This window comes from Polaribacter marinivivus (assembly GCF_042651285.1).
Classification (GTDB): Bacteria; Bacteroidota; Bacteroidia; order Flavobacteriales; family Flavobacteriaceae; genus Polaribacter; species Polaribacter marinivivus.
The window spans coordinates 1,401,181-1,422,918 of sequence record NZ_JBHSCY010000001.1; the positions used below are offsets into that span (position 1 = coordinate 1,401,181).

The 21,738-nt window shown below is 29.1% G+C and carries 18 protein-coding genes; 14 read left to right on the plus strand and 4 right to left on the minus strand.

Features of this window, described 5'->3' with window-relative positions:
* Positions 1-278: 278 nt before the first annotated feature.
* Positions 279-1,787 carry a hypothetical protein gene (locus ACFOWD_RS06620; RefSeq protein WP_377409100.1) on the minus strand — a complete coding sequence of 503 codons (1,509 nt, stop codon included), beginning with the start codon at positions 1,785-1,787 and terminating at the stop codon, positions 279-281.
* 44 nt (positions 1,788-1,831) lie between these two features.
* On the minus strand, positions 1,832-2,869 hold the full coding sequence (locus ACFOWD_RS06625; protein WP_377409102.1) for a glutaminyl-peptide cyclotransferase: 1,038 nt from the start codon (positions 2,867-2,869) through the stop codon (positions 1,832-1,834).
* Between the two features lie 220 nt (positions 2,870-3,089).
* Here ACFOWD_RS06625 and ACFOWD_RS06630 point away from each other — a divergent pair, with 220 nt between their 5' ends.
* Positions 3,090-3,341: a type B 50S ribosomal protein L31 gene (locus tag ACFOWD_RS06630; RefSeq protein ID WP_298992204.1), complete on the plus strand. Its 252-nt coding sequence runs from the start codon at positions 3,090-3,092 to the stop codon at positions 3,339-3,341.
* 115 nt (positions 3,342-3,456) lie between these two features.
* Here the strand turns inward: ACFOWD_RS06630 and gcvP are convergent, their stop codons facing one another.
* Positions 3,457-6,342 carry an aminomethyl-transferring glycine dehydrogenase gene (gene gcvP / locus ACFOWD_RS06635; protein ID WP_377409104.1) on the minus strand — a complete coding sequence of 962 codons (2,886 nt, stop codon included), beginning with the start codon at positions 6,340-6,342 and terminating at the stop codon, positions 3,457-3,459.
* Positions 6,343-6,527: 185 nt separating this feature from the next.
* Here gcvP and ACFOWD_RS06640 point away from each other — a divergent pair, with 185 nt between their 5' ends.
* Both ACFOWD_RS06640 and serA read left to right on the plus strand, forming a co-directional pair.
* Positions 6,528-7,349, plus strand: coding sequence for a hypothetical protein (locus tag ACFOWD_RS06640; RefSeq protein ID WP_377409106.1), 822 nt, complete (start codon positions 6,528-6,530; stop codon positions 7,347-7,349).
* Positions 7,350-7,486: 137 nt separating this feature from the next.
* Positions 7,487-9,379, plus strand: a complete 1,893-nt coding sequence (gene serA / locus ACFOWD_RS06645) for a phosphoglycerate dehydrogenase (protein ID WP_377409108.1) — start codon at positions 7,487-7,489, stop codon at positions 9,377-9,379.
* On the opposite strand, the gene ACFOWD_RS06650 is transcribed toward serA, so the two are convergent.
* The gene (locus ACFOWD_RS06650; RefSeq protein ID WP_377409110.1) at positions 9,376-10,554 is read right to left on the minus strand and encodes a C40 family peptidase; all 1,179 of its coding nucleotides are present in this window, start codon (positions 10,552-10,554) and stop codon (positions 9,376-9,378) included. The two genes, serA and ACFOWD_RS06650, sit on opposite strands and share 4 nt — an antisense overlap.
* 105 nt (positions 10,555-10,659) lie before the next feature.
* On the opposite strand from ACFOWD_RS06650, the gene kynU reads away from it, so the two are divergent.
* From kynU to ACFOWD_RS06705, 11 genes are all read left to right on the plus strand, one after another.
* Entirely contained in the window at positions 10,660-11,919 is a 1,260-nt protein-coding gene (gene kynU, locus ACFOWD_RS06655) for a kynureninase (RefSeq protein WP_377409112.1), read from the plus strand.
* Positions 11,920-13,329, plus strand: a complete 1,410-nt coding sequence (locus ACFOWD_RS06660; protein ID WP_377409114.1) for an FAD-dependent oxidoreductase — start codon at positions 11,920-11,922, stop codon at positions 13,327-13,329.
* 2 nt (positions 13,330-13,331) lie between these two features.
* Positions 13,332-13,736, plus strand: a complete 405-nt coding sequence (locus tag ACFOWD_RS06665) for a RidA family protein (RefSeq protein WP_298992224.1) — start codon at positions 13,332-13,334, stop codon at positions 13,734-13,736.
* Positions 13,736-15,241, plus strand: a complete 1,506-nt coding sequence (locus ACFOWD_RS06670) for a M20/M25/M40 family metallo-hydrolase (protein ID WP_377409117.1) — start codon at positions 13,736-13,738, stop codon at positions 15,239-15,241. The genes ACFOWD_RS06665 and ACFOWD_RS06670 overlap by 1 nt, the downstream gene beginning before the upstream one ends.
* A gap of 111 nt (positions 15,242-15,352) precedes the next feature.
* Positions 15,353-16,129 carry a DUF6090 family protein gene (locus tag ACFOWD_RS06675; RefSeq protein WP_377409119.1) on the plus strand — a complete coding sequence of 259 codons (777 nt, stop codon included), beginning with the start codon at positions 15,353-15,355 and terminating at the stop codon, positions 16,127-16,129.
* The gene (locus ACFOWD_RS06680) at positions 16,122-16,862 is read left to right on the plus strand and encodes a DUF6090 family protein (RefSeq protein WP_377409121.1); all 741 of its coding nucleotides are present in this window, start codon (positions 16,122-16,124) and stop codon (positions 16,860-16,862) included. Before ACFOWD_RS06675 ends, ACFOWD_RS06680 begins: the two co-directional genes overlap by 8 nt.
* Before the next feature lie 9 nt (positions 16,863-16,871).
* On the plus strand, positions 16,872-18,314 hold the full coding sequence (locus ACFOWD_RS06685) for an aldehyde dehydrogenase (protein WP_377409123.1): 1,443 nt from the start codon (positions 16,872-16,874) through the stop codon (positions 18,312-18,314).
* 1 nt (position 18,315) lies between these two features.
* Entirely contained in the window at positions 18,316-19,092 is a 777-nt protein-coding gene (locus tag ACFOWD_RS06690) for an SDR family oxidoreductase (RefSeq protein WP_377409125.1), read from the plus strand.
* A 141-nt stretch (positions 19,093-19,233) separates the two neighbouring features.
* Positions 19,234-19,755, plus strand: a complete 522-nt coding sequence (locus ACFOWD_RS06695; RefSeq protein WP_377409127.1) for a 3-hydroxyanthranilate 3,4-dioxygenase — start codon at positions 19,234-19,236, stop codon at positions 19,753-19,755.
* Between the two features lie 10 nt (positions 19,756-19,765).
* A complete protein-coding gene (locus ACFOWD_RS06700) occupies positions 19,766-20,602 on the plus strand; it encodes a metallophosphoesterase (RefSeq protein ID WP_377409129.1) in 837 nt (278 codons plus the stop codon).
* A gap of 29 nt (positions 20,603-20,631) precedes the next feature.
* Positions 20,632-21,720, plus strand: coding sequence for an amidohydrolase family protein (locus ACFOWD_RS06705; RefSeq protein WP_377409131.1), 1,089 nt, complete (start codon positions 20,632-20,634; stop codon positions 21,718-21,720).
* Positions 21,721-21,738 lie beyond the last annotated feature (18 nt).

Here is a 21,738-nt window from a genome sequence, read left to right on the forward strand (position 1 = left end):
TTGTCTTCAAATCAATATGTTAGGATTTTAATTGATAGTTTTGTATATTTGAGTATCAATTCGCTTTCCCCCAAGAAAGTACATTTATATGAAAAGTAAATATTTCAATCTTTTTTGGGCCTTTGTTGCAAGTGTAATTATTCTCAATGAATTTATAGATCAAGTTAATTTTGTAAGTTTAGATTCTAAATCATCTAATGCTTGGTTATTGATAATAATATGGTCTTTTATTGCTATAAAGAATTATTATTCTTTTTTTAATAAAGCTAACAAAAAGCTTAATCAAAACTAATATGTTGATAAGCTCCTATATCTGGAGTACTACTTCTATCTACTCCCAAAATATCTAAATTAAATAGTGTACTAGTTGCTTTATTAATGGCATCAGAATCTTTACCTATTATAAAATCTTCTCTATTAGTTTCTCTAAAATTAGAAAAACCATTTAAAATAATATTTTGATAGTTGGGATTGTTATCAAAATCTAACTCTAGCACTCCATTAAAATTATTACCAGTATCATTAAATGAAATCATAGAATTACGCACGTTAAAATTAAATAAACTACCATCAACTTTATCTAATACAAATTCAATATTGTTATTTCCATCAAAAATACAATTGGTAAAATTAGCTGCGTGTAAATCTCTTGTTTCTGTTATTTCTTGTCCGTTTTCATTTTGATAAACAAAAAAGTTATTTACTAATACAGCAGGTAATTGTCTAATTCCGTTATTCCAAAAATTTGCAAAAGTACTATGAGTAAAATTATAAGTACCTCCAACTGTTGCAGCCAAAGAAGCTTGACCTGCAGAGCCAATTACAACATTATGTGCTTCTATATTAGTTTCTCTTGCAAGGATACCAAAGTTTGAGTTATTGTAAATTTCAGTATTTTCTAGTTTTAGTGTTGGTGCAGAGTTAGAGCCTATACTGTCTATTAAAATTCCAATAATACCATTTTTAATTTGTGCGTGTTTAATTTCATTTTCTTTACTTCCAGCACGCATCCAAATGGTTCCCCATTGACCAGGAATTCTAGAGAACGAATTTTCTAAACGATCACCTTCAAAAACAACTTTTTCTGATAAGGTTCCATTTACTTTTAAAGTAGCTTTATCATCTATAATTAAACCAGAATTACTATGAAAATGAATTCTTGCTCCAGCATCTATTGTTAGTGTTTTATTGGCAGCAACAGCAGCATATCCATAAATAACTGTTGGCTTTGTGTTGGTGATATTTAATTCAGCATCTGTTAAAAAACGACCTTTAATAGTAGTAGGCTGTCCATCTAAAGTTAGACTATCAATTTTCATGTTGATAGGATCTCTGCCAGGAAAAATAAAGTTTGCATCTTGTACTAAAGTAACTAAATCTACATCTTGTTGATTTATACCTGTATCAAATAAAATTCTATCTGTGTACAAAGGGTTTGTTACTGAGTTTGCATCAATAGTAGTTTCTACAAAAACATATATGCTGTCTTTGGCTAAAATATCAATATCGTTAAATTCTTTACCAGGAATACCATCAACATTTAATCTATAATTAGAGTTGGTGCCATTTTCAAGTGCAATTTTAGGAATAGTGATAGCCTTATCACCTCTATTGTATACTTTTAAATTATAAGTAGCAGAACCAATATTTGTAAAAACAGTATCTAAAAACACAGTGTCTTTAGAAAACTCTAATTTTCCAAAATTAGGAATTGTAGAAAAATCTTTTCGACAAGAACTTATAGAGATTAGTACAATACATATAATAAAAGAGATAAAATAACGCATACATCAATTTTGTATAAAAATAGAACTTTAATTAGATTGTTTTATTATTTCTTAATCAATTTGATTTCAAATAATTTTCCCCAATTTTTCCCAGTAACAAAAAGTCTATCATTTTCAGCATCGTAAGCTATACCATTTAATACTTCGTCTTGTGGTACTAGTTTTTGAGTTTTTTCCATTACTTTTTTTAAACCTTTAAGATTTGCAATACCTTCAATAATACCTGTATTGATATCTATAATAACAATGGCATTTTGTTGATATTTATTTGCGTAAAGCTTATCACCTATTAGTTCTAATTCATTTAAATTATCTACTGCATATTTATTAGTATACACTTGCAAAGACCTTTCTTCATCTAATGTTTCTGGATTTAAAAACCATATTTTATTGGTTCCATCAGATTTAATTAGAGATTTTCCATTATTAGTTAAACCCCAGCCTTCTTTGCTATTTTTATAGCTAAACTCTTTTTCTCTTTTAAATGTTTTTAAATCATAGACAAAGCCTTTTTTAGACTCCCAAGTTAACCAGAAAATCTGGCCATTTACAATGGTCATACCTTCACCAAAATAATCTTTTTCTAAATCTATTTTTTGTAAAACTTTACCAGTAGTAATGTCTACTTTTCTTAGTGTTGATTGTCCTCTTCTTCCTGTAGTTTCATATAAATATCCATTGTAAAATTCTAAGCCTTGAGTGTAAGCTTTTGTGTCATGAGGATAAGAGTTAATAATTTTATAATCATAAACTTCAGGAGCTTTATCTGCTAAAACCTCAAAAGAATTATTTACTTTTTTAGTTTTACCTGGATAAAATGCAAGCACAGAAACGCTATGTTTTCCTAATCCTATTTCTGAAGTTTTTAAAATAACAGAATTACCATCAGATTTTAATTTTTTACCATCTATATAAAACTCAACATTATCTATTTGTTGATTGTTTTCTTCATTTAAAGAAATCTTAATTTCTGAGTTATATATTGTTTTTTTAGGAACTTCAAGTTTAAATTTATAGTCAGAATCACAAGAAGTGAATATTAGTAAACCAATAAAAGATAGTTGTATTAATTTTTTTGTCATATTACATTTTTTCTAACAGCTTTACATGTAATTATTTAAAGCGTTTTGTCTATTTTATTCTTGTTTTCAAATAAAAGTAATTTATTTATTTGTAAATTAAAAAATATCGTTAAATTTGCATCCTCAAAATAGTAATATACAACTATTTAGAATTTTAGAGTAAAACCTTACCAACTTTACTCTTTGCAAACATAACATTAAAGTATTAAAATATTATAAAATGAAAAAAGGAATTCATCCAGAAAATTACAGAATGGTAGCATTTAAAGATATGTCTAATGATGATGTGTTTTTAACACGTTCTACTGCAGACACTAAAGACACTTTAGAGGTTGATGGTGTTGAGTATCCTTTAGTAAAATTAGAGATCTCTAGAACTTCTCATCCATTTTACACTGGTAAATCTAAATTAGTTGATACAGCAGGACGTATTGACAAGTTTAAAAATAAATATGCAAAATTCAAGAAGTAATTCTGAATTTAAGAAGATAGTAAAAACTCCAACAATATTGTTGGAGTTTTTTTATGCAATAAAAAAACCATTTCTTTATAGAAATGGCTTTTTATTATGTATTAAATCTTAAATTTTACATATAATCTTCAATAGGATTACAAGAACAAATTAAGTTTCTATCTCCATAAGCATCATCAACTCTTCTTACAGTTGGCCAAAACTTATTATCAGCTATATAATCTAAAGGAAAAGCAGCTTGTTTTCTAGAATAAGGTAAATTCCATTCATCTGCAGTTAACATAGCTTGTGTATGAGGCGCATTCTTTAAAGGATTATTAGCATCTTCTTTAGATACTTCTTCAATTTCTTTTCTAATAAAAATCATAGCATCGCAAAAACGATCTAATTCTGCTAAACTTTCAGATTCTGTAGGTTCAATCATCATTGTTCCAGCTACAGGAAAAGATACTGTTGGAGCATGAAAACCATAATCCATTAAACGTTTTGCAATATCAACAACTTCTATTCCTTTTTGTTTAAAATCTCTACAGTCAATAATCATTTCATGAGCAGCTCTACCATTTTCTCCAGTATATAATGTGTCATAATGACCTTGTAAACGCTCTTTTATATAGTTAGCATTTAAAATGGCGTTTTTTGTAGAATTAGTTAATCCTTTAAAACCTAACATTGTTATATAGCCATAAGAAATTAAACAAGCTAAAGCAGAACCATAAGGAGCTGCAGAAATAGCTGTAATGGCTTGTTTTGTTCCTACAGGAATTACAGGGTTTGATGGTAAAAAAGGCACTAATTGTGGAGCTACACAGATAGGTCCAACCCCTGGTCCTCCACCTCCATGAGGTATTGCAAATGTTTTGTGTAAGTTTAAGTGACAAACATCTGCACCAATAGTTGCAGGGTTTGTTAACCCAACTTGAGCATTCATATTAGCTCCATCCATATAAACTTGACCTCCATGATCATGAATTATTTGAGTTATTTCTGTAATAGCACTTTCAAAAACTCCATGAGTAGATGGATAAGTAACCATTAATGCTGCTAAATTTTCTGAATGTTCCTCTGCTTTAGCTCTTAAATCATCTACATCAATATTTCCATGAGCATCTGTTTTAGTTACCACTACTTTCATACCAGCCATAACTGCAGAAGCAGGGTTTGTTCCATGTGCAGAAGCAGGAATTATACAAATATTTCTGTGTTCTTCGCTTCTAGATAAATGGTATGCCCTAATTGTCATTAGACCAGCAAATTCACCTTGTGCACCAGAATTTGGTTGTAAAGATGTACCTGCAAAACCAGTGATTATATTTAATTGATGTTCTAATTTTTTAAGAACTTCATGATAGCCTTCTGCTTGGTTAATTGGTGCAAAAGGATGAATGTTACCCCATTGAGGGTTACTTAATGGTAACATCTCTGAAGCAGCATTTAGCTTCATAGTACAAGAACCTAAAGATATCATTGAATGATTTAAAGCTAAATCTTTACGCTCTAATTTTTTTATGTAACGCATCATATCTGTTTCTGACTGATACGTATTAAAAATTTCATTATCTAAAAATGAAGTATTTCTTTTGATATTATTAGGAATTACATCAAAATTAGTAGTAAATGATTCTTGAGTTAAAATTTGGTGAAACTCGCCTTCACTTTCAGCAGCTGCAGTGTCAGGTTGTTTTTTTAATTGACCAAAAATCATAAATAACTTCATTAAATCTTGCTGAGTTGTAGCTTCGTTTAATGATATAGAAATATATTTATCATTGATGTAGTTAAAGTTTACTTTTTCTGATTCTGCTATAGGTCTTAATTTAAACGTATCAATTTCTACTAAAAGTGTATCAAAATAATTTTCATTTAAAATTTTAAAACCTGATTTATGTAAACAGTCTGCAACTAATTTTGTTTTATTGTGTACAGAATCTGCTATAAATTGGATGCCTTCTTTACCATGATAAACAGCATACATACCAGCCATAACTGCTAATAAAACTTGAGCAGTACAAATGTTAGAAGTAGCTTTTTCTCTTTTAATATGTTGCTCTCTAGTTTGTAGAGCCATTCTTAATGCTCTATTGCCATCTGTATCTTTAGTAACACCAATTATTCTTCCAGGTATACTTCTTTTGTACTTTTCTTTAGTAGCAAAGTAACCTGCATGTGGTCCTCCATAACCTAAAGGAATTCCAAATCTTTGAGTAGTACCTACAACAACATCTGCTCCAAATTCTCCTGGAGCTTTTAATTTTACAAGTGATAAAATATCTGCAGCAACAGCAACTTTTATGTTATTTTCATTGGCTTTAGCTACAAAATCTGAATAATCAAATACATGACCATGTTTACCTGGATATTGTAAAATAGCCCCAAAAAATTCTTCAGAAAAATCAAATTCTCTATGATTACCAACTACTAATTCAATTCCAATTGGAGTAGAACGAGTTAATAATACTGATAAAGTTTGAGGTAATATTTCTTCTGAAACAAAGAACTTGTTAGCGCCAGCTTTTTTCTGAGCTCTTTCTCTAACATCAAATAATAATGCCATAGCTTCAGCAGCAGCTGTACTTTCATCTAATAAAGAAGCATTAGCTAATTCCATTCCTGTTAAATCACAAACCATCGTTTGAAAGTTTAAAAGAGCTTCTAAACGTCCTTGAGCAATTTCTGCTTGGTAAGGAGTGTAAGCTGTATACCATCCTGGATTTTCTAAAATATTACGTTGTATAACACTTGGTACAATTGCTTCGTGATAACCTAAACCAATATAGCTTTTAAAAACTTTATTTTTTTCAGAAAGCTCTTTTATATGAGATAAATATTCATATTCACTCATTGCAGGAGCCAAATCTAAATCTTCTTTTAGACGAATATTTTCTGGAACAGTTTCGCTAATTAATTGTTCTAAACTATCTGCATTTATAGTTTGTAACATTTTCTCACGCTCACTTTTGTTAGGTCCAATGTGTCTTAATTGAAACGTATTTGTATTCATTTAATATAATTTATAGTCTTTATTTCAAACGATTTAGTTAATTAAAATTATAGTATATTAATTACCTAAAATTTAACGATGCAAAAATAAGGATTTTAGTATTCTTAATTCCTAAAATTTTATCATCACAAATATTAATTATCAACTAAATAGAATAATTATAAACAATAAGTTATTTTTGTTTAATGAAAGTTCTAAAGACAGTTTTCGATTTTTACATAAATGCTAGTATTCATGTGGCTATAGCAGTTTATGCATTTGTAAGAATTACAGAATTCTATTTTAATTTACCTTATCATCAAAATTTAGATTTCTTTATATTTTTTGCGACAATAACAGGTTATAATTTTGTAAAGTTTGCTGGTGTAGCTAAATTACATCACAGAAGTCTTACAAATAACTTAAAAATCATTCAAATATTTTCTTTGTTTTGTTTTGTAGCTATGTGTTACTATGCTTCTAAAATACAAACAGAAACATTACTTTTTACAGTTCCTTTTTTCTTGCTAACAGCACTTTATGCTATTCCATTATTAAGCGGATTTGAAAAAAACTTAAGACAAATAAGTCATTTAAAAAATATTGTTATAGCCTTAGTTTGGGTAGGTTTCACAGTGCTTCTCTCAATAATAGAGTCTAATAAAGAATTAGACTTTAATATTAGTTTATTTTTAATACAGCGTTTTTTAATTGTATTGGTCTTAATTCTTCCTTTTGATATTAGAGATGTTAAATATGATGCAATATCATTGCAAACTATCCCTCAAAAAATAGGTGTTGAACAAACAAAAAGATTAGGAATCATTTTAATGGTAATTGTATTAGTATTAGAATACATTATTGAGTCAGTAGCTACTGTAAAATCTCCTTTTATGTTATTCTTTTTTATGACCATTATTTTGTTAATGAGAGCAAAAACAGATCAAACTAAATACTATAGTTCATTTTGGGTAGAAGCAATTCCTGTTTTTTGGTGGTTATTACTTTTAGGATTTGATAATTTTTAAAGATTAAAACGTTTGTTTTTAAAGATATTTTTATAAAACGTTGTTAATAAAATTGATAATACAAAAATTTAAAAACGTTTCTAATTTGTAGATCATCTTTGTAGATTTACCAACTTAAATGTGTTAAGTTTTACCTAATGATAGTTACAAAAAGAAATTTCATTTTTGATTTTGACAGTACTTTAACAAGAGTTGAAGCCTTAGATGTTTTAGCAGAAATTACATTATCTGATAATCCTAAGAAAGATGAAATTATACAAGAAATTATAGATATTACAAATCTAGGAATTGATGGTGAAATATCATTTACAGAATCATTAGAAAGAAGAATAAAACTTTTAAATGCTAATAAATCTGATTTAGATCAACTTGTAGAAAATTTAAAAAAACAAGTTTCTTTATCAATTGAAAGAAATAAAGAATTTTTCGAACTTTACTCAGATGATATTTATGTAATTTCTTGTGGATTTAAAGAATTTATAGATCCAATTGTAGCTGAATATAATATTCCTTCAGATCGTGTTTTTGCAAATACTTTTGAGTTTAATGAAGAAGGGAAAATAGTAAGTTTTGATACTGAAAATCCTTTATCACAACATAATGGAAAAATCAAGTGTTTAAAAGACATGAACCTTGAAGGGGAAATACAAGTTATTGGTGATGGTTACAGTGATTATGTAACTCGTGAAGCTGGTGTTGCAGACAAGTTTTTTGCTTACACAGAAAATGTATCGAGAACTAAAACAACAGAAAATGCAGATCATATTGCACCAAATTTAGATGAATTTTTATACGTAAACGATTTGACAAGAAATATAAGTTATCCAAAGAACAGAATTAAAATCTTATTATTAGAAAACGTACATCCAGATGCTTTTACAAAGTTATCTAAAGATGGTTTTACAGTAGAAACTGTATCTAAAAGTTTATCTGAAGAAGAGTTAATTGAAAAAATAAAAGATGTACATGTTTTAGGTATTAGATCTAAAACAAATGTTACTAAAAAAGTTGTAGAAGCAGCCAATAGATTAATGGTAGTTAGTGCATTTTGTATAGGTACAAAACAAATAGATTTAGAGGCTTGTAAAGAAAACGGAATTGTAGTTTTTAATGCACCTTACAGTAATACAAGATCTGTTGTAGAGCTTGCAATTGGAGAAATTATTATGTTAATGCGTTCTGTTTTTCAGAGAAGTACAGAAATACATAATGGGCAATGGAATAAAACAGCAGATGGTTCTAAAGAAGTTAGAAGTAAAAAATTAGGTATTGTTGGTTATGGTAATATAGGTAAGCAATTATCTGTTTTAGCAGAAGCTTTAGGTATGGATGTCTATTACTATGATGTAGAAGATAAATTAGCTTTAGGTAATGCCACTAAAATGGATACTTTAAAAGAGTTATTAGAAATTTCTGATGTAGTAACACTTCATGTTGATGATAATGCAGCAAATAAAAATTTCTTTGGAGAAAAAGAAATTTCTCAAATGAAAGATGGTGCTCATTTAGTAAACTTAGCAAGAGGTTTTGTTGTAGATATTCCTGCTTTAGTAAAAGCTTTAAAATCTAAAAAATTAGCTGGGGCAGCTATTGATGTTTATCCTGAAGAGCCAAGAAAAAATGGAGAGTTTTATACAGAATTACAAGGCTTAGATAATGTGATTTTAACTCCACATGTTGGTGGTAGTACAGAAGAAGCACAAAGAGATATTGCAGATTTTGTACCAGGCAAAATTATGGCTTATATCAATTCTGGTAATACAGTAGATGCAGTTAATTTTCCAAATATTCGTTTACCAAGACAAGTAAATGCGCATCGTTTTTTACATATACATAAGAATGTACCAGGAGTTATGGCTAAAATTAATAAGATATTAGCTAAATACGATTTAAATATTATGGGTCAATATTTATCTACAGACCCAAAAGTAGGTTATGTAATAACAGATTTAGATAAAGAATACAATAAAGAAGTTATAGATAAGCTAAGAAATGTAGAAGGTACAATTAAGTTTAGAGTGTTGTATTAATACAATTCTTTTAAGTTAATAATATTTTTATCTGTAACACCTAAATAACGTCTACTTCCTAAATAACGGTTTTTATTAAATTCGTCATATAAAGGGTGAGTTTCATCCATTGATGAAATATGCACATTGCCTGAAGCATGAATAAATTCTTGCTTGTCATTATTTAACCAAATACCTACATGAGTTACTTTTTGTTTACTGTCTTCAGTAGCTTTTTTGCCAAAAAATAATAAGTCTCCTTTTTCTAAATTTGTAAAATCTAAGTTTTTATCAACCACTTCTCCTGCATGTACTTGTTGTGATGCATCTCTTGGAATAATAAGGCCATTCATTAAATACACCATTTTAGTAAATCCACTACAATCCATTCCTTTAGCAGAAGTTCCTCCCCATAAATAAGGGAAACCATCCATTTTTTTTGCAATAATTTCAATGTTTAAATCACTAGGTTTAAGATTATCTAACCACTCATTATAAATAAATGCTTGTTCTTTTTTTATAAAACCAGTTCTTTTATCAGGGTAAACTATTTGATAAGAATTAGTATTTTCATTCATAAATTTTAATAGACCACCTAAAGAGATATCAGAGATGATTTCATTAAAACTTTCATCTTTATAAACATATCCAAAATTTTCTGTAAAAATTACTTTCTTAGCAGTTTTCCAAGCTTCAAATTCTTGTTGGTTTAAAGGGGTTATTCCTCCTTTGTCTACCCAAGAAATATAATTATCAGGTGTTTGAACTCTATAAAAATCTCCTTTTTTGTCTAAAATTTTTAAAGGCATACCTAATAAACCTTGTGTACCTAATTCAGCTGAATGTTTTGGGTTAGAGCGTATGTTAATCACTGAGTTTCTTGCAATAGCAAATTGTTTATCACCAACTGCAGAATCTGGTAAAAACCTTACTTTATTTACATAACCAATATCTAAAGATTGTAAGCTGTCTAACAATTTGTCATAGGCTTTTTTTAGATTAGTTTCTCCAGAAATTACAATTTTATTTTTTTGACTATTAATCACAACATCATAAATTGCTACTCTTTTGTCAGGCGCATATTTTTCTTTTATACTTTTATTTACACCTTCTAAAGCAGATTCTAAAATTGAACTGTTTCTGCAACTTATAACAAATAATATTAATAAAATGTAAACGAATTTTAGGTTTTTCATCCTAAGAAATTAAAGATTTATAAAACATAAAGATACTAATTTATCATAGTAAATAATTCATTCTAAATAGAGATTGTTTTATATTTGGTGAAAACCAATTTTTAAATGAACTACCAAAATTCTTTAGACTTTGCCAAACAATTAGATGAAAGAGATCCTTTAAAAGAGGTAAGAAATAAATTTTATATTCCTAAGGATACCAATGGTAAAGATTGGCTTTATTTTACAGGTAATTCTTTAGGATTGCAACCAAAAGTAACAGCAGATTATATACAACAAGAATTAAAAGATTGGGCAAATTTAGGAGTAGAAGGACATTTTGAAGCTAAAAATCCTTGGTTACATTATCACGAATATTTAACGGATAATATGGCTAAAATTGTGGGAGCAAAACCTAAAGAAGTTGTAGTGATGAATACACTTACTACAAATTTACACTTGTTAATGGTGTCATTTTACAGACCCACAAAAGCAAAATATAAAATTGTCATAGAAAGTGATGCTTTTCCATCAGACAGATATGCAGTGCAATCTCAATTAAAGTTCCATGGGTTTTCTGAAAACGATTTAATAGAGTGGAGACCTAGAAGAGGAGAAGAATTACTTAATATAGAAGATTTAGAAACAATTATTGATGAGCAAGGTGATGAAATTGCAATGTTGTTAGTAGGAGGTGTGAACTACTATACAGGTCAGTTTCTAGATATAAAGAGAATAGCAAAAATAGGTCACTCAAAAAACTGTATTGTAGGTATAGATTTAGCTCATGGAGCAGGAAATATTCAACCTAATTTACATGATTCAGGTGTAGATTTTGCAGCTTGGTGTACTTATAAGTACTTGAATTCTGGTCCAGGAAGTTTAGCAGGTTTATTTGTACACGAAAAACACGCCAAAAATAAAGATTTACCTCGTTTTGCTGGTTGGTGGAATCATAATAAAGAAACTCGTTTTAATATGCGAATGCCTTTTGATGTGATGGAAGGTGCAGAAGGCTGGCAATTAAGTAATCCTCCAATCTTATCTATGGCTGCAATAAAAGCTTCTTTAGATTTATTTGAAGAAGTAGGAATGGATGCATTAAGGGAAAAGTCAGAAAAATTAACAGGTTTTTTTGAATTTTTAATCAATCAAATAGAAACAGATAGAATTAGAATCATCACTCCCAAAAATCCAAAAGAGAGAGGCTGTCAATTATCTATTCAAGTAAAAAATGCGGATAAAAGTTTACATCAAAAATTAATGGATCATCATATCATTACAGATTGGAGAGAGCCAGATGTAATACGTTGTGCACCTGTGCCAATGTATAATAGTTTTCAAGATGTTTATCAAATGGTTTCAATTTTAAAAGAATTAGTTTAAATGAAAAAAGAAGATAAAGTTTTAATAATAGGTGCTGGGCTTTGTGGTTCTTTATTAGCGTTAAGAATGGCTCAAAGAGGTTATAAAGTTGAGGTATATGAAAGCAGACCCGATTTAAGAAAGGTAGATATTTCTGCAGGACGTTCTATTAATTTAGCTTTATCAGACAGAGGTTTAAAAGCGTTACGTTTGTGTGGAATGGAAGAAAAAGCTAGAGAAATCTGTATACCCATGTATGGTAGATTAATGCATGATACACAAGGAAATACTTTTGCTTCTAATTATTCTGGTAGAGAAGGTGAGTACATCAACTCAATTTCTAGAGGAGATTTAAATGCTATTTTATTGGATGAAGCTGAAAAACATAAAAATGTAACGATTCATTTTAATAGTGGATGTAAAAAAGTAGACATAGAAAATAAAGTTGCTCATTTTAAAAGTTATGATACTGCTGAGAAATTTAAAGTTAAAGCAGATGTCATATTTGGGACAGATGGGGCAGGTTCTTCTCTAAGAAAGAGTTACGTTTCAGAACGTAAATTTTTGTTCAGTTATTCACAAAACTATTTAAATCACGGATATAAAGAATTAGAAATTCCAGCTGATAAGAATGGAAATCATCAAATTAGTAAAGGTCATTTGCATATTTGGCCAAGAGGAGATTTTATGTTGATAGCTTTACCTAATATGGATGGTAGTTTTACAGTTACACTGTTTTTAAGCTATGATGAAGGTGAGTATAATTTTAATAACTTAATATCAGAAGAAAAAATCACAGCTTTTTTTAAGAAAGAATTTCCAGATGCTTTGGCTTTAATTCCTAATATAAAAGAAGAGTTTGTTAACAATCCAACAGGACCTTTAGGGACTATAAAATGTTCACCGTGGTTTTATCAAAACAAAACCTTATTAATGGGCGATTCTGCTCACGCAATTGTACCTTTTTATGGACAAGGAATGAATGCTTCTTTCGAAGACGTTTTTGTGTTTGATGAAATTCTTAATCAAAATTTGGGTGATTGGAATGCTGTTTTTAAAGCTTATCAAAAAGCTAGAAAACATGATACAGATGCTATTGCAGATTTGGCAATTGACAATTTTTATGAAATGAGAGATCATGTTGCAAACCCTTTATTTAAAGAGAAAAGAAAAATTGAAATGGATTTAGAAAAACATTTTCCAAACCAATATTCATCTAAATACTCTTTGGTTACTTTTAATGAAAACATAGGTTACAATGAAGCCATGCAAAGAGGTAGAGCTCAAGATAAGGCCTTATTAAATTTAATTGCTGATGATAAAGTGCATACCAATTTAGAGATGACAAAAAATGAATTGGCAGTTATTTTGAAAAAAGTAGAGCAGCAAACCAAAGAAATTTTAAAAGAAGATAAAATAGCAGGATTATAATTATGGAAGAAAAAAAAGTAACACCAAGAGGCGCATATCCACATGTTAAAGTTGTGGGAGATTTCATTTTTATATCTGGTACTAGTTCTAGAAGACCAGATAATACAATTGCAGGAGTTGTAATTATAGATGAAATGGGTACTAAAAAGTTAGATGCGTATTTACAAACAAAAGCTGTACTAGAAAACATAGATCGTAATTTGCAAACAGTAGGAGCTAGTTTAAAAGATGTTGTTGATGTATCCTCTTTTTTAGTAAACATGAATGATTTTGCAGATTATAATAAAGCTTATGCTGAGTTTTTTAACAAAGAAACTGGCCCAACAAGAACCACAGTTGCTGTGCATCAATTACCACATCCAGATTTGGTTGTAGAGATTAAAGTTACAGCTTATAAAAAACAATAATGAAAAAAATATTACTTCTTTTTTTATTAAGTATAACTTCTTTTTTTGCACAACAAGATTGGGAAAACAAAGTGGATGCAAAACTATTAACTGTTTTACAAAATCATAGAGAGTTTGTAAGCATACCCAATTTGCCTACGAAAATACAAAACATGTATAAAAATATTTCTTGGGTAAAAAAGAAATATAAAAAAATAGGATTTAGTTTTAAAAATTTAGAAGCAAAAACACTACCTGTTCTGTTTGCAGAAAGGATTGTAAATCCCGATTATAAAACGATTTTATTTTACTTTCATATTGATGGGCAACCTGTTGATCCAAAAGCTTGGAATCAGAAAGATCCTTTTATTCCAGAATTAAAAGAACTAACTGAAAAAGGTGACTGGAAATCTATTTCTTGGGATAAATTAAACACTAAAATAAATGATGATTGGCGCATTTTTGCAAGAGCTGCTGCAGATGATAAAGCACCAATAGTTATGTTTTTATCTGCTTTAGAACTTTTGGAAAGTAATAATCAAAAACCAAAATTCAATATTAAAATTATTTTTGATTTAGAAGAAGAATATGGTTCTAATGCTTTTTTATCAACTTTAGATGCATACAAAAACACCTACCAATCTGATTATATGATTATAATGGATGGTCCTGCACACAATACCAATAAACCTACGTTAACTTTTGGTTGTAGAGGTATTGCAACTTGTAGTATTACCACTTATGGAGCAAAACTTCCACAACATAGTGGACATTTTGGCAATTATGTATCTAATCCTGTTTTTACCCTTTCTCGTTTATTAGCTTCTATGAAATCTGAAGAGGGTAAAGTATTAATTAAAGATTATTATAAAGGCATATCAATTTCTGATGATATAAAAACCATCTTAGAATCAGTTCCAGACAATTCAGGTTTTATGAATAATGGTTTAGTAATTAAAGATGCTGAAAAAGTTGGTGGTAGTTATCAAGAAGCATTACAATACCCTTCATTAAATGTACGTCAAATAGGAACTTCATGGAAAGGTAAAGGATTAAAAACAGTAATTCCTGAATATGCAAAAGCAGATATTGATGTGAGATTGGTAGTGGAAACAGATGGAAAAGAACAATTAGAAAAGATAAAAAACCATATAAAATCAAGAGGTTTTTTAGTTTTAGATAGGCTACCAACTGATAAAGAAAGATTGTCTAATAACAAAATAGTAACATTTACATCTAACTCTGGTGTAAATGCTTTTAGAACGCCATTAAACTCGACTTTTGGGAAAAAACTAAGAAAAAGTTTAACAAAAACTTTTGGAGAAGAACCAGTTAGCATTAGAACTATGGGAGGTACAGTTCCTATAATACCAGCTATAAATAAGTTAAAAATTCCTGCAATTATTGTTCCTATGGTAAATATGGATAACAATCAGCATAGCCCTAATGAAAATATTAGAATAGGTAATATTAGACAAGGCATAAAAATTTGTTTGTCAATTTTAGAAACAGATTTTATAGAATAAATACTACTAAAAAAAAATATTCATATAGTTTATTTGTAACTTTTATAAAATCAAGGTATTGTAACAATTTTTGTATCTTAACTACTTAATTATTGATTAACCAAATTAGCTGTGATAAAATTCTTTCGTAAAATTAGACAACGTTTGTTGGCTGAAAACCGTTTCAACAAATATTTACTCTATGCTATTGGAGAAATTTTGTTAGTTGTGATAGGTATTTTAATTGCGTTGCAAATTAACAATTGGAATCAGCAACATCAGAATAAAATAAAAGAATCTTACTACCTCAAAGAAATGCAAAAAGAGTTTTTAAATGACCAAAAAACGTTAGAACGATTTACATCACTTACTGAAGCTAAAAAATCTAGGGGCATTTTAGTAAAAAACAATTTGAAAAATGACACAATAAATAAAAAAGAACTTTTGCCTCATCTTTTTTTTAATGGCAAAATAGTTGCTTTTAAGAGTTTTACTCCTGTTTACGATGAGTTAATATCTTCTGGACAAATGAATTTAATTAAAAACGATTCCTTAAAAATTCTTATTAGGGAGTATAATGATGTAATTAATAAATCAGAAAGTTTCTTATATAAAGAAAGTCAAAGTATCAAAGAAAAATACAATTTGCATTTATTCAAGTATTTTGACTCAGAGATAATTACAAAACTATGGGATTCTGAATATGGTAAAAATTTGCCAAAGGAAAAACTTAATGGCTTAAAGCACGATTTTGAAGGTTTTAGAAAAGACCCCAATAGTTACTATTATGTAGCAATGTGTATAGGTGTTGATAGCGAGTTAAATCGTTGGTACTCTAAAGTAATTAGCCCAAAACTTAGTAATATTTTGAATTTACTAAATAATGAGATAAAACATTTAAATGATTAAATTCTTCAGAAAAGTCCGTCAAAAGCTATTAAAAGAAAATCGTTTTAACAAATATGTACTCTATGCCATTGGAGAAATTGTGTTAGTTGTGATAGGTATTTTAATTGCACTACAAATAAATAATTGGAATGAAAACAGAAAAGAAAAATCAGAAGTAAGTTCAGTTTTAAAAAATTTATATGATGAGTTTACAGCTAATAAAACACTAATTAAAACTACAAAGCTTGAAACAGCTAGTGTAAAAAAAGTGGGTTTAGATTTAATGCAACTTTTTGGTAAATCTAAAGAAGAAATCATTACAAAAAATCCTGATAGTCTACTATATTTAGTACTAGAACCAGGTGATTTTAGAGCCAGTGAAAATACAATTAATGATCTTGTGCAATCTGGAAGGTTAAAACTTCTAAGCAATAAAAAACTAAAAGAACAATTGTACAAATGGCAAAGTACTTTAAAAGATTTTGATGCTGGTTATAATCGCATAGAAATAAAAATTGATGAAGACATACTTCCTTACTTATCAAAAAATTATGCTTTAAAAGATATTGATAAATATGGTGACTTAAAATGGAAAAAACCTTCAAATTTAAAAGTTGATAAGTTTAAAATTTTTAGTGATATTGAGTTCGAAAATATTTTAGACGATTATCTGTATAGAATTTCTACCACTCAAATAACTATTGATGATTTAGAAAAAATAATTGATAATATTTTAATAGAAACCAATCAATAGCTTTCGTAAATGAATATAAAAAATTACATCAATGGCGAATTTGTAAATCCAGTTTCAAAAGATTGGATTGACAATTTTAATCCTGCAAAAGGTGAAGTTTATGGTCAAATTCCAAATTCAACCAAAGAAGATGTAGAAAATGCTTACCAAGCAGCAGCAGATTCTTTTCCAAAATGGAGTAATACTCCTTTAGAAGATAGAAGTAAAATACTTTCTAAAATTGCTAATTTAATTTTAGAAAAGTTAGATGTTTTAGCAATAGCAGAATCAAAAGATAATGGAAAACCTGTAAACTTAGCAAAAACAGTTGATATACCTAGAGCAGCCAGTAATTTTCAGTTTTTTGCAAATGCTATTACTCAGTTTTCCTCAGAAGCACACGAAAGTGTAGGTTTAGATGCAGTAAATTTTACTTTACGTCAACCTTTAGGAGTTGTAGGTTGCATTTCTCCTTGGAACTTACCTCTGTATCTCTTTACATGGAAAATAGCACCAGCTTTAGCTGCAGGTAATTGTGTGGTTGCAAAACCTAGTGAAGTAACACCAATGACTGCTTATTTGTTAGGAGAAATTTGCAATGATGCAGGTTTGCCTAAAGGCGTTTTAAATATTGTTCATGGTTTAGGCACAACTACAGGTCAAGCCATAGTAGAACATCCAAATATTAAAGCCATTAGTTTTACAGGAGGTACAAAAACTGGCGCTCATATTGCTAGAGTTGCAGCTCCAATGTTTAAAAAACTATCTCTTGAATTAGGAGGTAAAAATCCTAACATCATTTTTGCAGATTGCGATTATAACAAAATGTTAGAAACCACTGTTCGCTCTTCATTTGCAAATCAAGGACAAATTTGTTTATGTGGTAGTCGAATTTTAGTCGAAGAAAAAATATATGAGAGGTTTAAAATAGATTTTATCAAAAAAGTAAAACAATTAAAAGTAGGGCATCCATCAGAAGAATCAACAGATATTGGAGCATTAGTTTCAAAAGAACACTTAGAGAAAATAGAGTCTTATATAGAAATTGCTGAAGATGAAGGAGGAAAAATATTGTGTGGAGGTCTAGAGGTTACCTTACCAAATTATGAAAATGGATATTATTTTCAACCCACAATTATAGAAGTAACTAACAATCAATGTAAATTAAACCAAGAAGAAATTTTTGGTCCAGTTGTAACTATAATGTCTTTTAAGACTGATGAAGAAGCTTTAACTTTAGCCAATGATGTAAAATATGGTTTATCATCTACTTTATGGACAAATAACCTTAATAGAACCATGCAATTTGCTAAACAATTACATACAGGAATTGTTTGGGTTAATACTTGGATGTTACGTGATTTAAGAACTCCTTTTGGAGGAGCAAAAGAAAGTGGAGTAGGTAGAGAAGGAGGTTTTGAAGCCTTACGTTTTTTTACAGAACCAAAAAATGTTTGTATAAAATACAATTAAAATGGATTTAAAACTTAAAGATAAAAATGCTTTAGTATGTGGTAGTACACAAGGCATAGGTAAAGCAACAGCAATTTTGTTAGCACAAGAAGGAGCTAACGTAACTTTATTAGCAAGAAATGAAGAAAAATTAAAAGCTGTATTAAGTGAATTGCCAAATTCAAATCAAAAACACAATTATTTAGTTGCAGATTTTTCTAAACCAGAAGAATTAAAAAAAGTGTTGTTATCATCAGACTTGCAATTTCATATTTTGGTAAATAATACAGGAGGACCTGCAGGTGGTCCAATATTTAATGCAAAAATTGGAGAGTTCGAAAAAGCGTTTACGCAACATTTAAAATGTAATCATATTTTGGTGCAAACACTAGCTCCGTTTATGAAAACTCAGTGTTTTGGTAGAATTATAAATGTCATTTCTACATCAGTAAAACAACCATTAGATGGTTTAGGAGTAAGTAATACAATTAGAGGTGCAGTTGCAAGTTGGTCTAAAACTATGGCAAATGAATTAGGCGAATTTGGCATTACAGTTAATAACGTTTTACCAGGTGCAACAAATACAGAACGTTTGCTTGAAATTATTACAAACAAAGCCAATAAAACTGGCTTAACAATAGATAAAGTTGCAGAAATAATGAAAAATGCATCACCAGCTAAACGTTTTGCTCAGCCAGAAGAAATTGCAAACGCTATTGTTTTTTTAGCTAGTGAAAAAGCAGCATTTATAAACGGAATTAATGTTCCTGTAGATGGTGGAAGAACAAAAAGTTTATAAGCCCACCTCAATCCTCCTAAAGGGAGGAAGCTTTGTAGCATAAAATAATTATATTAGTAGAATTAAATTATTAATAAAATTCCAATTCTCACCCAGATTGGAGTTTCTTCCCTTTGGGAAGGTTAGGATGGGCTTTTTGATATGAGTAAACTAGTTACACCTTTAAATTTTAAAAAGTGGATAGATGAACATCGTCATTTATTAAAACCACCTGTAGGTAATAAGCAAGTTTGGGAAAATGGAGAATACATTGTAATGGTAGTTGGTGGACCAAATTCTAGAAAAGACTATCATTATAATGAAACACCAGAATTTTTTTATCAAATAGAAGGTGATATGGTTCTTAAGATTATTGATGAAAATGGGAAACAACAAGATGTAGAAATTAATGAAGGTGATATTTACTTATTACCAGGTAAAGTACCTCACTCTCCACAGCGTAAAGAAAATACTGTTGGTTTAGTTATAGAATATCCAAGATCAGAAGGTATGTTAGATGCTTTAGAGTGGTATTGTGAAAATTGTGGAAATCAATTATATAGAGAAGAGTTTGCCTTAGATAATATAGAAACAGATATGCCAATTATTTTCGATAAGTACTATTCAGATAAAGGTAAGTGTACTTGTAGTAAATGTAACACTGTAATGCAACCTCCTAAATAGTTTTTATATTTTGAAAAGAAGAAAATTCTTAAAAAAAAGTTTCTATACTTTTTTTGGAATAGGTCTATTAACAGGCTTTTATTCTTGGCAAATAGAACCTTTTTTATTGGAGTTTGTAAAATTAAAAATGCCAATAAAAAACTTACCCAATCACTTAAAAGGTAAAACTGTTATGCAAATAAGTGATATACATGTTGGTAATAGAGTAAGTAGTAAATATCTAAAAGAATCATTACAAAAAGCCCAACAGTATAAGCCAGATTTTGTAGTGTATACAGGCGATTTTGTGCATTATGAATCTCCAGAACAATTAGAACAGCTTAAAGATGTTTTGCAATATGTAGTTAAAGGAAATATAGCTACAATTGGTGTTCTTGGGAATCACGATTATGGAAAAGATTGGAAAGAAAGTAAGGTGGCTGATGAAATTGAAAGTATATTAACAAATCATCATATTCAAATATTAAGAAATACAAAAAAAGAAATAGAAGGGTTGCAATTTATTGGTATTGATGATTATTGGGGAACTAATTTTTATCCTAATCAGGTAATGAACCAATTAGACAAAGAAAAACCATCAATTTGTTTATGTCATAATCCAGATGTTTGTGATTTAGCTATTTGGAATAATTTTGAAGGTTGGATTTTAAGTGGTCATACACATGGAGGTCAAGTAAAACCACCTTTCTTAGATCCTCCAATTTTACCTGTAAAAAACAAAAGATATTCATCAGGTAAAATACCACTTTCTAATAACAGAATATTATATATTAATAGAGCTTTAGGCTATTTACATCAAGTTAGACTAAATGTTAAACCAGAAATAACTTTATTTGAATTAGCTTAAACTTAAGCTTTTTCTTAACTTTCGAACAAATGAAACATAGAAAACTACGTATTAACGGTCATTCGCATTTGCTTCCTTATCCAGAGGAAATCCCTGATTTTATGCAAAAAAAAGGTATTTTTTGGGTAGATAAAGATAGAAAGTTTATGCTGCAAAAAGATTGGAATAGACCAATTACAGACTCTAGTTTTTTCTTAAATGAAAAATTAGAATGGATGGATAGATACAAACTAGACCATGCTGTAGTTTTAAATTTGTCTCAATTATATGGTAATGGTTTACGTGTAGAAGAATTAAAACAAGCTTTACGTTTTCAAAACGATTTTAATGCTAGAATACAAAGAGATCATCCTTCTAAATTTACTTGTGGTTTTGTGGTGCATCCAAGTTTTATAAGAGGTGCTTGTTGGGAAATTGAAAGATGTGTAGAAGAATTAGGTATGCGTTTATTGTGTTTACCTACTCATTATATGGATACTATTGGTACTTGGAGATGTATTTTTGATGAAGAAAACGAACCAATTTTTGAATTAGCAGATAAATATAATTTAGCTGTAGAAATTCATCCTTATGATGGAGAAAAGTTTATAAAATTAGAAAATACAAGTTGGCGTTTTCATCTAATTTGGATGTTAGCACAATGTGCAGATGCTTATCATTTTTTAACCTTAAATGGCTATTATGAAAAGTATAAAAATATGCGTGTTTGCTTTGCACATGGAGGTCAATTAGCCCAGATTAACTTAGGTAGAAGAATACAAGGTTTTGATGGTAGATCAGATTTATTCGAAGGTAAAGTGCATCCAAGAAAAGCAGTTGGTCATAAAAATATTTTCTTTGATACTTTAGTGCATGACACAGGTGCTTTAGAGTTATTAATAAGAAATCATGGCTCTAAGCAAGTATTAATGGGGTTAGATGATCCTTACCCTTTAGGAGAAATGGAAAGTGATCCACAATCTTCTTATCCTGGTAAAATACTAGATTTAGCAATTGAAAGAAAAATTATTACAGAAGATGAACGTGAAGATATGTGGGAAAATAATGTGTTACAATGGTTGTTTGGAGATGATGAAAAAGCGAAACAAGATTTAGTTTCAAAAATTTTAAATTCTTAGCTTTTTGATTAAATAAAA

Excerpts from the sequence above, each read along its gene's own strand:
- ACFOWD_RS06620 (WP_377409100.1), bottom strand. The coding sequence starts at position 1,787 with ATGCGTTATTTTATCTCTTTTATTATATGTATTGTACTAATCTCTATA.
- ACFOWD_RS06625 (WP_377409102.1), bottom strand. The coding sequence starts at position 2,869 with ATGACAAAAAAATTAATACAACTATCTTTTATTGGTTTACTAATATTC.
- ACFOWD_RS06630 (WP_298992204.1), top strand. The coding sequence starts at position 3,090 with ATGAAAAAAGGAATTCATCCAGAAAATTACAGAATGGTAGCATTTAAA.
- gcvP (WP_377409104.1), bottom strand. The coding sequence starts at position 6,342 with ATGAATACAAATACGTTTCAATTAAGACACATTGGACCTAACAAAAGT.
- ACFOWD_RS06640 (WP_377409106.1), top strand. The coding sequence starts at position 6,528 with ATGAAAGTTCTAAAGACAGTTTTCGATTTTTACATAAATGCTAGTATT.
- serA (WP_377409108.1), top strand. The coding sequence starts at position 7,487 with ATGATAGTTACAAAAAGAAATTTCATTTTTGATTTTGACAGTACTTTA.
- ACFOWD_RS06650 (WP_377409110.1), bottom strand. The coding sequence starts at position 10,554 with ATGAAAAACCTAAAATTCGTTTACATTTTATTAATATTATTTGTTATA.
- kynU (WP_377409112.1), top strand. The coding sequence starts at position 10,660 with ATGAACTACCAAAATTCTTTAGACTTTGCCAAACAATTAGATGAAAGA.
- ACFOWD_RS06660 (WP_377409114.1), top strand. The coding sequence starts at position 11,920 with ATGAAAAAAGAAGATAAAGTTTTAATAATAGGTGCTGGGCTTTGTGGT.
- ACFOWD_RS06665 (WP_298992224.1), top strand. The coding sequence starts at position 13,332 with ATGGAAGAAAAAAAAGTAACACCAAGAGGCGCATATCCACATGTTAAA.
- ACFOWD_RS06670 (WP_377409117.1), top strand. The coding sequence starts at position 13,736 with ATGAAAAAAATATTACTTCTTTTTTTATTAAGTATAACTTCTTTTTTT.
- ACFOWD_RS06680 (WP_377409121.1), top strand. The coding sequence starts at position 16,122 with ATGATTAAATTCTTCAGAAAAGTCCGTCAAAAGCTATTAAAAGAAAAT.
- ACFOWD_RS06685 (WP_377409123.1), top strand. The coding sequence starts at position 16,872 with ATGAATATAAAAAATTACATCAATGGCGAATTTGTAAATCCAGTTTCA.
- ACFOWD_RS06690 (WP_377409125.1), top strand. The coding sequence starts at position 18,316 with ATGGATTTAAAACTTAAAGATAAAAATGCTTTAGTATGTGGTAGTACA.
- ACFOWD_RS06695 (WP_377409127.1), top strand. The coding sequence starts at position 19,234 with ATGAGTAAACTAGTTACACCTTTAAATTTTAAAAAGTGGATAGATGAA.
- ACFOWD_RS06705 (WP_377409131.1), top strand. The coding sequence starts at position 20,632 with ATGAAACATAGAAAACTACGTATTAACGGTCATTCGCATTTGCTTCCT.